Annotated in this window: 10 protein-coding genes; 1 reads left to right on the plus strand and 9 read right to left on the minus strand. The window is 71.9% G+C overall.

Annotation, left to right across the window (positions count from 1 at the left end):
- Nucleotides 1-88: 88 nt before the first annotated feature.
- The 8 genes from ACT3T5_RS00190 to ACT3T5_RS00225 all read right to left on the minus strand — a co-directional run bounded on the left by ACT3T5_RS00190 (nucleotide 89) and on the right by ACT3T5_RS00225 (nucleotide 8,720).
- Nucleotides 89-2,440 carry an HD domain-containing protein gene (locus tag ACT3T5_RS00190; protein ID WP_444593249.1) on the minus strand — a complete coding sequence of 784 codons (2,352 nt, stop codon included), beginning with the start codon at nucleotides 2,438-2,440 and terminating at the stop codon, nucleotides 89-91.
- Nucleotides 2,424-2,762: a P-II family nitrogen regulator gene (locus ACT3T5_RS00195; RefSeq protein WP_444576080.1), complete on the minus strand. Its 339-nt coding sequence runs from the start codon at nucleotides 2,760-2,762 to the stop codon at nucleotides 2,424-2,426. Before ACT3T5_RS00195 ends, ACT3T5_RS00190 begins: the two co-directional genes overlap by 17 nt.
- Complete coding sequence (locus ACT3T5_RS00200; RefSeq protein WP_444593250.1) at nucleotides 2,759-4,186, minus strand: ammonium transporter; 1,428 nt, start codon at nucleotides 4,184-4,186, stop codon at nucleotides 2,759-2,761. The genes ACT3T5_RS00195 and ACT3T5_RS00200 overlap by 4 nt, the downstream gene beginning before the upstream one ends.
- Before the next feature lie 277 nt (nucleotides 4,187-4,463).
- A complete protein-coding gene (gene ftsY, locus ACT3T5_RS00205) occupies nucleotides 4,464-5,825 on the minus strand; it encodes a signal recognition particle-docking protein FtsY (RefSeq protein WP_444576547.1) in 1,362 nt (453 codons plus the stop codon).
- A 434-nt stretch (nucleotides 5,826-6,259) separates the two neighbouring features.
- Entirely contained in the window at nucleotides 6,260-6,421 is a 162-nt protein-coding gene (locus ACT3T5_RS00210; protein WP_444576083.1) for a hypothetical protein, read from the minus strand.
- Nucleotides 6,422-6,502: 81 nt separating this feature from the next.
- Nucleotides 6,503-6,928: a nucleoside-diphosphate kinase gene (gene ndk / locus ACT3T5_RS00215; RefSeq protein WP_444576084.1), complete on the minus strand. Its 426-nt coding sequence runs from the start codon at nucleotides 6,926-6,928 to the stop codon at nucleotides 6,503-6,505.
- A 35-nt stretch (nucleotides 6,929-6,963) separates the two neighbouring features.
- Nucleotides 6,964-7,368, minus strand: coding sequence for a DUF4233 domain-containing protein (locus ACT3T5_RS00220; RefSeq protein WP_444576086.1), 405 nt, complete (start codon nucleotides 7,366-7,368; stop codon nucleotides 6,964-6,966).
- A gap of 2 nt (nucleotides 7,369-7,370) precedes the next feature.
- Complete coding sequence (locus ACT3T5_RS00225) at nucleotides 7,371-8,720, minus strand: bifunctional folylpolyglutamate synthase/dihydrofolate synthase (RefSeq protein ID WP_444576087.1); 1,350 nt, start codon at nucleotides 8,718-8,720, stop codon at nucleotides 7,371-7,373.
- Nucleotides 8,721-9,038: 318 nt separating this feature from the next.
- Between ACT3T5_RS00225 and ACT3T5_RS00230 the strand changes: the two genes are divergently transcribed.
- Nucleotides 9,039-10,649, plus strand: a complete 1,611-nt coding sequence (locus ACT3T5_RS00230; RefSeq protein ID WP_444593251.1) for a WXG100 family type VII secretion target — start codon at nucleotides 9,039-9,041, stop codon at nucleotides 10,647-10,649.
- A gap of 91 nt (nucleotides 10,650-10,740) precedes the next feature.
- Here the strand turns inward: ACT3T5_RS00230 and ileS are convergent, their stop codons facing one another.
- Nucleotides 10,741-14,037, minus strand: coding sequence for an isoleucine--tRNA ligase (gene ileS, locus ACT3T5_RS00235; RefSeq protein ID WP_444593252.1), 3,297 nt, complete (start codon nucleotides 14,035-14,037; stop codon nucleotides 10,741-10,743).
- Between the last annotated feature and the right edge of the window lie 126 nt (nucleotides 14,038-14,163).

Genomic DNA, 14,163 nt, shown 5'->3' on the forward strand with positions numbered 1-14,163 from the left:
GAAGGGCACGCGCAGCGCCCGGGCCAGCTCTCCGGGCCAGCTCATCGGGTCGGCTCATCGGGTCGGCTCATCGGGTCGGCTCATCGGGTCAGGTCGCGGCGGCGTCCATGAGGGCGGTGACGACCCGTCCGACGGTCGGCGGATCCAGGGAGCGTCCGTGCTGATCGGTCAGGTACAGCACGTCGACGGCGCGCTGCCCGAGGGTCATGACATGGGCGCTGCGCACCTGCAGGCGGTGCACCGTGATCACCTGGGCGACGTCGGCCAGGAGGCTGGGACGGTTGCGGGCGTTGACCTGCACGACGGTGGCCTCGCGGGAGGCACCGGGAAGGAGGGTCACGACAGGGGCGTCCTCGGTGGTGCGCGGCGGCGGGGAGGGCGGCAGCTCGAGTACGCGCGCATCGGCCCGGTCGCGGCTCGCGAGCTCCCGGTCCACGGCGCTGCGCAGCACCGAGGGATGCGGGAGGTCCGACGGCGGCGCGGCGACCCACCAGGTGTTCACGGCCGTCCCGTCCTGGGTGGTGACGACAGCGCTGTGCACGTCCAGGCGCAGCCGCACGAGCACGCGGGCCATCGCCGCGAACACCCCGGCCCCGTCGGGCGCCCCGACGCAGATCTGGGAGATCGGCTCGTCCTCGGTGTGCGCCGGATAGAGCACCTGGGCGCTGCCGCTGCGCTGGACGGCCGCCATCACCGCCTCCTGCACGGAGCGCTGCGGGGCCAGCACCGCCCGGGGCGCGGGAGCGGTGCCGCTGAGGGCGTCTCGGGCGATGTCGGTGAGGTGGTCGACGAGGTCCGCGCGCCAGGTGGACCAGGCGGCGGGGCCGGCGGCGATGGCGTCGGCCTCCGTGAGCGCGCGCAGGAGCTCGAGCGTGCCGGCGTCGTGATCGACGGCGACCAACAGGTCCCGCAGGGTGGCGGGGTCCGCCAGGTCCCGTCCGGTGGCGAGACCGATCAGGGTGAGGTGCTCGCGCACGAGCAGGGCGATCGTGCGGCGGTCCGCGGCATCGAAGCCGAGGTGCCGGGCGGCCGCCTCCGCGAGCGGGGCGCCCTCGGTCGCGTGGTTCCGCTGGCCGGGGACCTTCCCGAGGTCGTGGAGCAGGGCGGCGACCAGGAGCAGGTCCGGCCTGCCCACGCGCGGCAGGAACCGCTGGGCCTCGATGACCGTCTCGATCAGGTGGCGGTCCACGGTGAAGCGATGCACGGCGGCGCGCTGGGGCCGGTTGCGCACGGCCGCCCAGCCCGGGATCCAGCGGGCGAAGATGCCCTTCACGTCGAGCGCCTCGTAGGCCTCCGCGAGGTGCTCCCCCGCGAGGGCGTCGACGAGCACGTCGCGCTGGGCGGGCAGCAGCGGCGCGGCGTCCGCCTGCGCCATGCGGGCCAGCGTGGCATCGGCCAGGGGGAGGCCGGAGACCGCCGCGTGGCGGACCGCCGCCATGTCGCGCAGCAGATCCCGGGAGCCGGGGTCGGTGGAGACCTCGTCGGAGTGCACGAGCACGCCGTGCGGGAGGCGCGTCAGGGCGGGCCGACGGTCGGTGCCCGCACCGCGGGACGCCGCTCCCCCACGGCTGCTCGCGGCCTCGGCGGCGCGGACGGTGCGGTGCAGCTCCCAGGTCACCGCGCGGGCGGCGTCGGCGAGCACCGCGTGGTGGTCGTCGGCCGTGGCATGGCCGGTCAGGGCGGCGACCGCGTCCTGGTCGCCGCGGCCCAGGCGCGTGCCGGAGGTGCCGGTGACGGCCTGCAACGCATCGCGGGCGTCGCCCAGGGTGCGCGCGGCGGCGTCGACGACCTCGTGGTCGTGGTCGGCCAGCCAGCTCTCGGCGATGGCGCGGATGACGGTCACGTCCCGCAGGCCGCCGCGGTCGGATTTGAGGTTCGGTTCGGTCGAGTGCGCGAGCGAGCCGTAGCGGTGGGCGCGGTCCGTCGCCAGCTCCACGAGCTCCCCGACCCGGCGGCGCGCCCCGCGCCGCCACTGGGCCCGGACCCGACGCGAGGTCTCCTCGACGATCTGCGGATCACCCGCGATCACCCGCAGGTCCAGCAGGGAGATCGCGGCACGGAGGTCCTCCTGGGCGATCTGCCCGCACTCATCGGGGCTGCGCACCGCATGGTCGAGCGAGGATCCCGAGTCCCAGATCGGGTACCACAGGGCGCTCGCGAGGCGCTCGGCGCCGGCGTCGTCCAGGACCCCGGGCTCCAGGAGGAGCACCAGGTCCAGATCGCTGCCCGGGCCGAGATCCCGCCGGCCGAGGGAGCCGATCGCGGCCAGCGCCGCGCCCGACGCGGGGCCGCCGGCCTCCGCCCACAGCTCGGCCAGCCAGCCGTCCACGAGGGCTGCCTGCTCGAGCCGGCGACGGGGACCGGCGGTGGGGTCCGCGAAGCCCTCGTGCAGCACCTGGGTGATGCGGCGCGAGGGCAGCGCCTCAGACGGCATCCGCATCCCGCTCCCCCGTGCGGACCCGCACGACGGTGCCGACGTCCGTGGTCCAGATCTTGCCGTCCCCGATGCGGCCGCTGCGGGAGGCCGCCAGGACGAGGTCGATGATCGCGCTCTCGTCGGCGTCCTCCGCGAGCACCTCGACCTTGATCTTGGGGATCGTGTCGATCGTGTACTCGGCGCCGCGGTAGACCTCGGTGTGCCCGCCCTGGCGGCCGTAGCCGGCGACCTCGGTGATCGTCAGCCCGCTGACCCCGTACTCGCGCAGGGAGTCGGTGACCGTCTGGAGGGCGTGCGGCTGGATGATCGCGGTGATGAGCTTCATCGGGGCTCTCCTGTGGTGACGGCTCGCGGGGTGACGGGGGCGGGGTCGGCCGGGGTCGCGGCGGACGGTGCGGGATTGCGCGGCCCCGGATCGGCCGCACCGTCCAGGACGGTGAAGGACTCGTCGGGAGCGACGTGGGCGGCGCGGGCCGGGCCGCCCAGGCGGTCCCGTCGTGCGACGAGAGCACCTGCCAGATCGTATCCGGCCTCCGCGTGGTGGGTGAGGTCGATGCCGGCGCGCTCGTCGGCCTCGGGGATCCGCCATCCGATCGTGTGCTTCAGCGCCAGCGCGATCACTGTGGTGAGGACGCCGGAGAAGACCATCGCGGCGACGGCGACGAGCACCTGGACGACCAGCAGGCTCGCGCCGCCGCCGAGCAGCAGGCCGCCGTCGGCCGCGAGGAAACCGATGCCGATGGTGCCCACGAGGCCACCGACCAGGTGCACGCCGACGACATCCAGCGAGTCGTCGATGCCGAAGCGGTGCTTCAGGCCGACGGCGAGGGCGCACGCCGCACCGGCGACGAGACCGAGCAGGATCGAGGTGAGCGGGCTGAGCGCCGCGGCCGCCGGGGTGATGGCGACGAGCCCCGCGACCACACCGGAGGCGGCACCGAGGGAGGTGACGTGGCGGTCACGGATCCGTTCGACCAGCGCCCAGCCGAGCATCGCGCCCGCGGTGGCGACCGTGGTGTTCACCCAGGCCAGGCCCGCGGTGGCGTCGGCCGTCCCGGCGGATCCGGCGTTGAACCCGAACCAGCCGAACCACAGAAGCGCCGCGCCGAGCATCACCAGCGGCAGGTTGTGGGGCTTCATCGGGTCCGACCCGAATCCCTTGCGGGCACCGACGACGATCGCCAGGACCAGGCCCGCGACGCCGGCGTTGATGTGCACGACGGTGCCGCCGGCGAAGTCGACCGGTTCGGCGATCGAGGCGAAGATGCCGTCGGCGCCGAGCAGTCCCCCGCCCCACACCATGTGGGCGAGCGGCGCGTAGACGAGGACCACCCAGATCGCGGCGAACACCATCCAGGTCCCGAGCTTGACGCGGTCGGCGATCGCGCCGGAGATCAGCGCCGTGGAGATGATCGCGAAGGTCATCTGGAAGCCGGCGGCGACCAGGAAGGGCACACCGCTGCCGGCGAGGATCGACTGCTGGTCCGTGCCCGCCAGGCCGATGTGCTCCAGGGGATCCCCGAACAGCCCGCCGACGTCGGTGCCGAAGGCGAGGGAGTACCCGATGAGCGTCCAGGCGATCGCGACGACAGCCATGGCGCTGAAGGACATCAGCATCATGTTCAGGACGGTGCGGGCACGCACCATCCCGCCGTAGAACAGCGACAGGCCCGGGGTCATCAGCAGCACGAGCGCAGCGCTGACGAGGATCCAGGCGGTCGCCCCGGTGTCGAGGGTGAAGGGCTCCATGACATCTCCGAACTGGAGTGGGGCCGGCCCGGGGTCGCTCACACGATCCTGGGTCCGCGCGGCCCGGCGGGTCGCGCTCACATCGTGCGGCGCTCGGGGCAAGACGCCTATGACAGAAGGCCGCCGTGATCATTCTGTGACCCGCGGTCCCGCCCGGTGGACACCTCGGGTTCCTGTCGGGCGGGGCCGCGCGACACCGACCACGACGAGCCGGGGCCCCGGATCACCCGATCAGGGGCCCCGGCTCGCAGGCGGGTCGGACGAGGAGTCGGCGCGCTCAGTCCTCGAGGAGCGCGTCGACGAAGCCGTAGGGATCGAACGGGGTGAGGTCGTCCATGCCCTCACCGAGCCCCACCATCTTCACCGGGACGCCGAGCGCACGCTGCACGTTGACGACGATGCCGCCCTTGGCGGTGCCGTCGAGCTTGGTCAGCACGATGCCGGTGATGTTCACGGCCTCGGAGAAGACCTTCGCCTGCTGCATGCCGTTCTGGCCCGTGGTGGCGTCGATGACCAGCAGGACCTCCGCGACGCTGTCCCCGTGCAGGCCCTTCTCGGCGACCCGGCGCACCTTGCCGAGCTCGTCCATCAGGCCCTTCTTGTTCTGCAGGCGCCCGGCGGTGTCGATGATGACCACGTCGACCTCCTGCTCGATGCCCTCCTTCACGGCGTCGAAGGCGACCGCTGCGGGATCGGCGCCGTCACGGTCGGCGCGCACCGTGTCGACGCCCACGCGGGAGCCCCAGGTCTGGAGCTGATCGGCGGCGGCGGCGCGGAAGGTGTCCGCCGCGCCGAGCACGACGGTGCGGTCGGCGGCGACCAGGACGCGGGCGAGCTTGCCGACCGTCGTCGTCTTCCCGGTGCCGTTGACCCCGACCATGAGGAGCACGGAGGGGACCTCGGTGCCATCGGGCGCGTCCCGACGGCTGGCGGCGAGCCGTCGGTCGAGGTCGGGATCGATGAGGCCGACGAGCTCCTCGCGCAGGACCTCGCGCACGCCCGCCGCATCATCGGTGCCGAGGACTTGGATGCGGCGACGCAGGTTCTCGAGCATCTCATCGGTGGCGTCGGGGCCGAGGTCGGCCAGGAGCAGGGTCTCCTCGATCTCGTCCCAGGTGTCCTCGTCCACCGCGCCGCCGCGGGTGAGCAGGCCGAGGATGCCCCGCCCGATCGCACCGGAGCGGGAGAGCCGATCGCGCAGACGGACCATGCGGTCCGCCGGGGGCTCGGGAGTGTCCAGCTCCGGTCGGCCGGCAGCAGTCTCCGGGGCGGAGACAGAGGCCGGGGTGGCGACAGGGGCCTCGGTCGCGGGGGCCTCGGTCACGGGGGCCTCGGTCACGGGGGCCTCGGTCGCAGGGGCAGCGGACACCGGGGCATCAGTCACCGGGACGTCGGTCGCTCCGACCTCTGCAGCACTCGCGGCCGGCTCGGGAGCATCGGCAGCAGTCTCGGGAGCACCTGCGGCGGTCTCCGGAGCTGCCGAGGTGCCGACGGCCGGATCGGCCGCGTGCTCGTCGACGCTCTGCGCGCCCTCGGGCGCGACGGTGCCTGCCGCGGCGGACGTCCCCGTCACCGGCTCCGAAGCCTGCGCGGAGTGCTCCGAGGCCTGCGCGGAGCCACGGCCCGCGGCATCGTCCACGGACGGGTCCGTCGCGGGGGCGGGCTCCCCTGCGGACGGCTTCCGCGTCGGCGCGGAGAGGGTGTCCGCCCAGCTGGGCGGGGCGGGGCGATCCTTGACAGCGGTCGAGGACCGCGTCGCCGTCCCGGCCGAGGTCTCCGCCGATGACCCGGTCGTGGTCCCGGTCGCGCCCTGGGATCCGGTCGGCGTCGTGTCGTCGTGGGAGGACTTCTTCTTGCCGCGACCGCGGACGATGGCCCAGGCCACCGCTCCGACGACGAGGACGCTGCCACCGCCACCAGCGAACAGGGCAAGGATGTCATTGGGATCCACGGGTCACCTCCGGGGTCGGGGAAGCCGGCGATGCGGCGAGGCCAACGGCCAGTGTAGGCCGCAGGCGGATCCCCCCGGCACTGCAGGACCCGGTGGGGACACCCGGTGGAGGAGCAGAGTCCTCAGCGACGTGTGCGGGAGGTGTGCCGCGGGTTCTCCACGGGCCGCCCGTCGTCGTCGTGATCGCGCTCACGCAGATGGGGTGCGGCGACGACGAACAGGATCGCGAGGGCCACCACGACGGCAGCAGCCAGGAAGACGAGGGTGACCACGGGCAGTTGCATGCTCTCAGTGTGCACGCCGCAGCCCGGATCCGCTGGGATCCGGGATGCGGCGCGCCTCACGTCTGCGGCTGCGGGCCGCGATCAGCCGAGCTCGGGGAACCAGATGCCGATCTCGCGGGCCGCGGACTCCTCGGAATCGGAGCCGTGCACGAGGTTCTGGATCACCGGGAGGTCCCATTCGCGGGCGAGGTCTCCGCGGATCGTGCCGGGAGCGGCCTCGGTCGGGTTCGTGGCACCGGCCAGGGACCGGAAGCCGGCGATCACGCTGTCGCCCTCGGCGACGATCGCGACGAGCGGGCCGGCGCCCATGTACTCGACGAGGCCGGGGTAGAAGGGCTTGCCCTCGTGCTCGGCGTAGTGAGCGGACAGCTCTTCGGCGGTGGCGGTGCGCTGGGCCAGAGCCACGATCTCGTAGCCCTTCACCTCGAGGCGACGGATGATCTCCCCGCGCAGGCCGCGCTGGACGGCGTCGGGCTTGAGCAGGACAAGGGTGCGCTGTGCAGTCATGTCACCAGGGTACCCACGGCGACGGCGCTCCGCGTTCAGTCCTGCGCGGACTCCTGCTGGGCCCATACCTTCTGGTCGACGGCGTCCTTCTCCCGATCCAGCTGCTTGCCCTTGAGCACGCCGTAGACGAAGAGCGCGGCGAAGCCGATGCCCACCACCCACATCGCGGTGACCTGGAGGCCCAGCAGGATCGTGGGGATCTGCAGGGCGATGCCGAGCCAGTAGGGCCAGGCACCGCGCTTGAGCAAGCCGGAGCAGGCCACGAGCGCGAGGGCGGTCACGATGCCCCAGATCCAGGTGGTCGCCCGGTCACCGGGCACCAGCTGATGCGCTGCGAGCACCGCGAAGAACACGACGAAGGCCTCGACGACCAGCGTCGTCGCGGAGAACATGCGCTGCGCACCATGCGGGCGCGGCGAAGGGGTCAGGTCCAGAGCCATGATCAATCCTCCTGCGGGACGCCCAGGAGGTCCCGCACCTCGGCCACGAGCGTGACCGAGCCCGCGACGACGACACCGCCGAACTGGTCGCCGTCGGTCTCCGAGAGGTCGACGGCTGCCTGGATCGCATCGGGCAGGCTCCCCTGCTCGAGCACACGCTCCTCGTCGTCGAACACGTCCCGCGCGATCTCTGCGAGCACGTCGGTGGGGATCGCGCGCGGGGACGAGGACTGGGTGATCACGACGTAGTCCAGGAGCGGTTCGAGCACGGCGAGGATCTCCTCGGCGTCCTTCTCCTGGAGGATCCCGACGAGCCCGATGGTGCGGGTGAGCCGGAAGTTCTCCCGGACCGTCTCGACGAGGGTCTGGGCACCGGCGGGGTTGTGCGCGGCATCCAGCACGATGGTGGGCGACTGGCGGACGACCTCCGCCCGACCGGGCGAGGTGACCGTGGACAGCGCGGCACCGAGCATCTCCCCGTCCAGCACCGTGGTGCCATCCCCGAGCAGGGCCTCGGCCGCCGCGACGGCCAGCAGCGCATTGCGGGCCTGGTGCTCGCCGAGCAGCGAGAGGAAGACCTCCTCGTAGCGGCCGGCGATCCCCTGCAGGGAGAGCATCTGGCCGCCGACGCCCGGCGTGTGGGCGAGCACGCCGATCTGCTGATCCTCGATCGCGGCCTCGGCGCCGAGCTCACCGATCCGCTCGCGCAGCACATCGGCGGCGTCCTCGTACGGCTGGTTGGCGATGATCGCCGTGGCCGTGGCCGTGAGGATGCCCGCCTTCTCCCCCGCGATCTCGGCGATCGTGTCTCCGAGGTACTCCTGGTGGTCCATCGAGATGGGCGTGATCACGGTGACATCGGGGTCGACGACGCCGGTGGCGTCCCAGGTCCCGCCCAGGCCGGTCTCGACCACGGCGACGTCGACGGGTGCCGACGCGAACGCCTGGAAGGCCATCGCCGTGAGGTATTCGAAGTAGGTCAGCCGCACACCCCCGGCGGCCTCCTGCTCGGCGTCGACGATCGCGGCGAAGGGCTCGACGTCCTGGTAGGCCTGGAGGAAGCCCTCCTCGTCGATGGGAGAGCCGTCGATGCCGATCCGCTCGACCGGCGAATGCAGGTGCGGGCTCGTGGTGCGGCCCGTGCGCAGCCCGGCCTCGCGCAGGATCCGCTCGAGGATCCGCGCGGTGGTGGTCTTGCCGTTGGTGCCGGCGATACGGATCGAGCGATAGGCCCGCTGAGGGTTGCCCATCAGGTCCATCACCCGGGTGATCCGTGACAGGTCCGGTTCGATCCGGTTCTCCGGCGCGCGGTCGAGCAGGGCGGCATAGACCTCTCGCAGCTCGGGCGACATGGCCGGACGAGACGTGCCCGGACGGGGAGAACTCGGCACAGGGGCTCCTGGGTTCGACGGGGTGGAAGGGGGCGCAGATCAGTGTACGAGCACCCCCTGGATGACCGTTCCTCCCGAGAGGCCTGTTGTCCACACCGGACGGGAACCTCACTGGGAGGGGATCGGGACGTTCCTAGGATCGGCATATCGATGTGGGAGGGGTCACCAGGACGCCTCGTGGCCGAGGAGCGGAACCATGGGTGCCTTGAGGATCGGCGTGGCCACGGGCCTCACCCCGCTGCGATGCGCCACCGCCGGCAACTCTCCCGGGCGTGCGCGGTGACCCTCTCCTGCGGCGCGGACACCGCGGCGCTGCGGGCGCAAGCGGTCCGCCTGCGTCGGGCATCGACCGTCCTCGACGCCCTGCGCCTCCGCCTCGATGCTGTCGTGGAGGAGGTCCCCTGGACCGGACCGGACGCCGACGCCTTCCGGAGCGGATGGGCCGGGCCGACAGCGTCCGGGCTGAGGGCTCTGCGCGCGGAGCTCCTCGCCCTCGGCGATCGCGGCCTGGAGGAGGCCCGGGAGCAGGACATCGCCTCGGAGCGCGACAGGGCCGGGACCGGGGCATCGGCCGGGGCGGGAACGCTCCCCGGGGAGAGCCGGACAAGCTCGATCCCGGAGGCGGTTCCTGCTCCCTCCGGCAACGGGTACCTCCACGACGACGCCACTGCGATACCGAACCTGCTCGAGGACCCGGCGGAGGCCCTACTCTCGTCCGCGGCACGGATCGCGTCGGACGGCATCGGCTGGGGCGCCGAGACAGGACTCGACGCTCTGGAGTCACGCCTCGATCTCGCAGGGATCCGGAGCGACGGCATCGGTCAGTTCCAGCGCGATGCCGACCATCTCGGAAGCATTCTCGAGGACTGGGCCACCGGCGAGCGCACCCCGACGTACGCGGAGCTGGGCGCCGCAGGACTGGTGGTGTCGGGCTCGGCCGGCGTCGGGGTGTACGAGGCCGCCACCGGGGAGGACACCCCCTTCCTCGATGACCGGCCGGGCGGCATCGTCGACAGGGTCGAGTCCCGGGAGAGCAGCTCTCGCGGGCCACAGGACCTGCAGGATCTGATCGCCCAGAACGATTCGCTTCGACTCCGACGCGGAGAGCAGGAGGCCCGCGACGCCGGGCAGATCGGGATTCTGGAGATCCGCGATGCCTCCGGTGCGGATCCCACCTACATCGTGCAGATCCCACCCACCGAAGGGGCACCCATCGCCTCGGTTCCCGACGCCTACGGGGGCCAGGGGAACTCCCGGGACTGGGGGTCGAACCTCCGGCTCATCGCGGGCCAGCATCCGGCGGCGATGGACGATGTGCGGGCCGCGATGGAAGCGGCGGGCATCCCGCCGGGCTCCAAGGTCCTGCTCGTCGGGCACAGCCAGGGCGGGATCGTCGCCACCCATCTCGCGGCGGATCCCCGCTTCAACAGCGGCTCGGGGCGCCCGGGGACCTACGACGTGACCCACACCTTCTCAGTCGGCTCCCCGGTGCAGACGGTCGTCCCGGCCCAGTCGTCCACGCAGTCGGTGAATGTCCACCACGAGTCGGGGATCGGCGTCACCGGGTTCCGCGGAGACCTGATCGCCGCGACCGATCTGGAAGGCGCCCAGCCCGGGGGGACCCGGCTCGGCGCCCCGGGGCTCCAAGAGGTGTCGCTCGACCCCTATCCGGTGACGGGCGTCGATCCGGTCCCGGTGCTCGCAGCGAACCACGACTCCATGGGGCCGGGCCACGATCCCGGGGGCGGCTACTCCGGGTCCCTCGCGCGTGGCACGGCCGGCGACCCCGTGCTGTCCGCGCTGCAGGAGGACCTCACCGGCCTGTACCTGGGAGAGGGCACCTCCGTGTCCCGCTCGCTCGTGGTCACGGTCGGCCGAGGAGCACCGTGACGCCCGGGAGCGCTCACCAGCGGGAGCGCTGCCAGGCCGTCACGGCGCCCGTCAGACCGTCGCGGCGCCTGTCAAGCCGTCACGGTGCCCGTCAGGCCTTCACGACGGAGACCCTCACGGTGCCTCCGGAGACCTTCTCGCTCGCCTCGTGCGCCCCGGCTGCCGGAGCTGCGGGCACGTCGAGCTCGACGGCCAGCACCTCCCCGGCGACCAGCTCGCGGTGCGCGGTGACCGCGGCGACGACCTGCTCGTCGCCGTCCACGGTCAGACGGATCCGATCGGAGACCTCGAGCCCGGCCTCGCGGCGGGCCGACTGGATCGCTCGGACGACGTCGCGGGCGGTGCCCTCGACCTCGAGCTCCGGGCTCACCCGGGTGTCGAGTGCGAGGAAGTCGCCGCCGCGCAGCACGCCCACGGAGCGCCCCTCCATCGCGGAGGACTCCCCCGCGACCAGATCCAGCGAGTACTCGCCCTCGACGAGCTCGATGCCGCCGGAGGTGACCACGCCGTTCTCGTCGGCCGACCAGTCGCCGCTCTTGGAGCCCTTGATGACCGTCTGCACCTGCTTGCCCAGGCGGGGTCCGGCGGCCCGGGCGTTGACGCTGAGCCGCTGCTCGACGCCCATGCCCTGGGCCTCGTCGCTCGCCACGTCCAACAGGCGCACGGCCTTGACGTTGAGCTCGTCGGCGATGATCGCGGCGAAGGCCTCCAGGGCGCTCGGGTCGTGGTGGACCACGGTGAGCTCGGCGAGCGGCAGCCGGGCCCGCAGCTGCTCCTTCTTGCGCAGGGAGTTGCCCACGCTCGCGACCTGGCGCACGGCGTCCATCCGGGCCACGAACGCGTCGTCGCGGGGGAAGAGGTCCGCGTCGGGCCAGTCCGTGAGGTGCACGGAACGGCCTCCGGTGAGCTGCTTCCAGATCTCCTCGGCGACCATGGGCAGCAGCGGGGCGACCACCTGGCACAGCGTCTCCAGGCAGGTGGACAGCACGTCGATCGCCTGCTCGTCGCCCTCCCAGAAGCGGTCGCGGGAGCGGCGCACATACCAGTTGGTGAGCATGTCCAGGTAGTCCTGGATCAGCTCGGCGGCATCGGCGATCGCGAGCGCGGTCAGCGAGTCCTTCACCTCGCGCACCAGATCACCGGTGCGGGCCAGCAGGTACTGGTCCATGACGTCGGTGGACTGGTAGCGGGTGCGTCCGCGGTAGCCCGTCGGCTTCCCGTCGGCGTCCTTCTCCCCGGCGGCGTTCGCGTACAGGCCCAGGAAGTACCAGACGTTCCACAGCGGCAGCACCACGTGGCGCGTGGCATCGCGGATCTTCGGTTCGTCGACCACCAGGTTGCCGCCGCGCAGGATCGGCGAGCTCATGAGGAACCAGCGCATCGCGTCGGCCCCGTACTTGTCGAACATCTCGCGCACGTCGGGGTAGTTGCGCAGAGACTTCGACATCTTCTGCCCGTCCTCGCCGAGCACGATGCCGTGGCAGATCACGGAGGTGAACGCGGGCCGGTCGAACAGCGCGGTCGAGAGCACGTGCATGACGTAGAACCAGCCGCGGGTCTGCCCGATGTACTCCACGATGAAGTCCGCCGGATTGTGGCTCTCGAACCAGTCGGTGTTCTCGAAGGGGTAGTGCACCTGGGCGTACGGCATCGAGCCCGAGTCGAACCAGACGTCGAAGACCTCCTCGACGCGGCGCATCGTGGAGCGCCCGGTCGGGTCGTCGGGGTTGGGCCGGGTGAGCTCGTCGATGTACGGACGGTGGAGGTTCACCTCGCCGTGCTCGTCGCGCGGGAGGGTGCCGAAGGCCTCCTCGAGCTCGGCGAGGGAGCCGTACACGTCCACGCGCGGGTGGTTCGGATCGTCGCTCTTCCACACCGGGATCGGGGATCCCCAGTAGCGGTTGCGGGAGATCGCCCAGTCGCGGGCGCCCTCGAGCCAGCGACCGAACTGGCCGTCCTTCACGTTGCCGGGCACCCAGTCGATCTGCTCGTTCAGCTCGAGCATGCGCTCGCGCTGGTCGGCGACCTTCACGTACCAGGAGCTCACAGCCTTGTAGATCAGAGGGTTCCGGCAGCGCCAGCAGTGCGGGTAGGAGTGCACGTAGCTGGCCTCGCGCAGGAGGCGCCCGGCGCGCTGGAGGTTGCGGATGATCGGGCGGTTCGCCTCGAACACCTGCACGCCGGCGATCTCGTCGAGCGCGGTCCCGGCGAAGTAGTCCAGGAACTGCGCGCCCTCATCGACGGAGACGATGACGGGGATGCCGTACTCGGCGTTGACCTGCTGGTCGATCTCGCCGTAGGCGGTGGCCTGGTGGACCACGCCGGTGCCGTCGTCGGTCGAGACGTAGTCGGCGACGGTGACGATCCAGGCGTTCTGGGTGCCCCACTTCTCCCGGTCCTCGGAGTAGATGGTCCACAACGGCTCGTAGGCGACGTGCTCGAGCTCGGAGCCGACGAACACGCGCTCCTCGCAGGCTGCGAGCGCATCCTCGGCGCTCTCGTAGCCGAGCTCCTTGGCGTAGGAGCCCAGCAGCGCGGTCGCCATCAGGTAGCGGCCCTCGCCGGCGGCGGTGCCGTCGGCGGCGCCGAGCGGACCGGCAGGGACCACGGAGTACTCGAGCTCCGGCCCCACGGCGAGGGAGAAGTTGGTGGGCAGGGTCCACGGCGTGGTGGTCCAGGCCAGCGCGCCGACGCCCTCGAGGCCGAGCTGCCGGGCCTTGTCCCCGGTGAAGGGGAAGGTGACGGTGACGGTCTGGTCCTGGCGCTCCTGGTAGACGTCGTCGTCCATGCGCAGCTCGTGGGCGGAGAGCGGCGTCTGGTCCTTCCAGCAGTAGGGCAGCACGTAGTAGCCCTCGTAGGCGCGGTCCTTGTCATAGAGCGTCTTGAACGCCCAGAGCACCGATTCCATGAAGGTGACGTCGAGGGTCTTGTAGTCGTTCTCGAAGTCGACCCAGCGGGCCTGGCGGGTGACGTAGTCCTCCCACTCCTTGGTGTACTTCAGCACCGAGTTCCGTGCGGAGTTGTTGAACGACTGGAGCCCCATCTCCTCGATCTCGGACTTCTCGGTCATGCCGAGCTCCCGCATCGCCTCGAGCTCGGCGGGCAGGCCGTGGGTGTCCCAGCCGAAACGGCGGTCCACCTTGTTGCCGCACATGGTGCGGAAGCGCGGGATGACGTCCTTGACGAAACCGGTCAGCAGGTGCCCGTAGTGGGGCAGGCCGTTGGCGAAGGGCGGACCGTCGTAGAAGACGAACTCCTCGGCGCCCTCGCGCTGGGCGATCGAGGCTCGGAAGGTGTCGTCCTGCCGCCAGAACTCCTGGATGGCGTTCTCGAGCGAGGGCAGGTTCGGCGAGGGGACGAGCGGGTCTCCGCTGACCGGGTAGACCATGGGGCGGACCTCCGAAGAAGGACAAGGGGCGGCGGCTGGGACATCACGATGCCCGAGGACGCTTCCGACCCGGAGGCCGAGGGCGCGGTACCACCTCGGTTGACGCCTGATCCCTGCCGGCGGACC

Source organism: Brachybacterium sp. AOP3-A1-3 (genome assembly GCF_052378285.1).
Classification (GTDB): Bacteria; Actinomycetota; Actinomycetes; order Actinomycetales; family Dermabacteraceae; genus Brachybacterium.

What these genes read in the sequence shown, in the direction of transcription:
- ACT3T5_RS00200 (WP_444593250.1), bottom strand. Translation starts at nt 4,186, where the DNA reads ATGGAGCCCTTCACCCTCGACACCGGGGCGACCGCCTGGATCCTCGTC.
- ileS (WP_444593252.1), bottom strand. Translation starts at nt 14,037, where the DNA reads ATGGTCTACCCGGTCAGCGGAGACCCGCTCGTCCCCTCGCCGAACCTG.
- ACT3T5_RS00225 (WP_444576087.1), bottom strand. Translation starts at nt 8,720, where the DNA reads ATGTCGCCCGAGCTGCGAGAGGTCTATGCCGCCCTGCTCGACCGCGCG.
- ACT3T5_RS00210 (WP_444576083.1), bottom strand. Translation starts at nt 6,421, where the DNA reads ATGCAACTGCCCGTGGTCACCCTCGTCTTCCTGGCTGCTGCCGTCGTG.
- ACT3T5_RS00195 (WP_444576080.1), bottom strand. Translation starts at nt 2,762, where the DNA reads ATGAAGCTCATCACCGCGATCATCCAGCCGCACGCCCTCCAGACGGTC.
- ndk (WP_444576084.1), bottom strand. Translation starts at nt 6,928, where the DNA reads ATGACTGCACAGCGCACCCTTGTCCTGCTCAAGCCCGACGCCGTCCAG.
- ACT3T5_RS00190 (WP_444593249.1), bottom strand. Translation starts at nt 2,440, where the DNA reads ATGCGGATGCCGTCTGAGGCGCTGCCCTCGCGCCGCATCACCCAGGTG.
- ACT3T5_RS00220 (WP_444576086.1), bottom strand. Translation starts at nt 7,368, where the DNA reads ATGGCTCTGGACCTGACCCCTTCGCCGCGCCCGCATGGTGCGCAGCGC.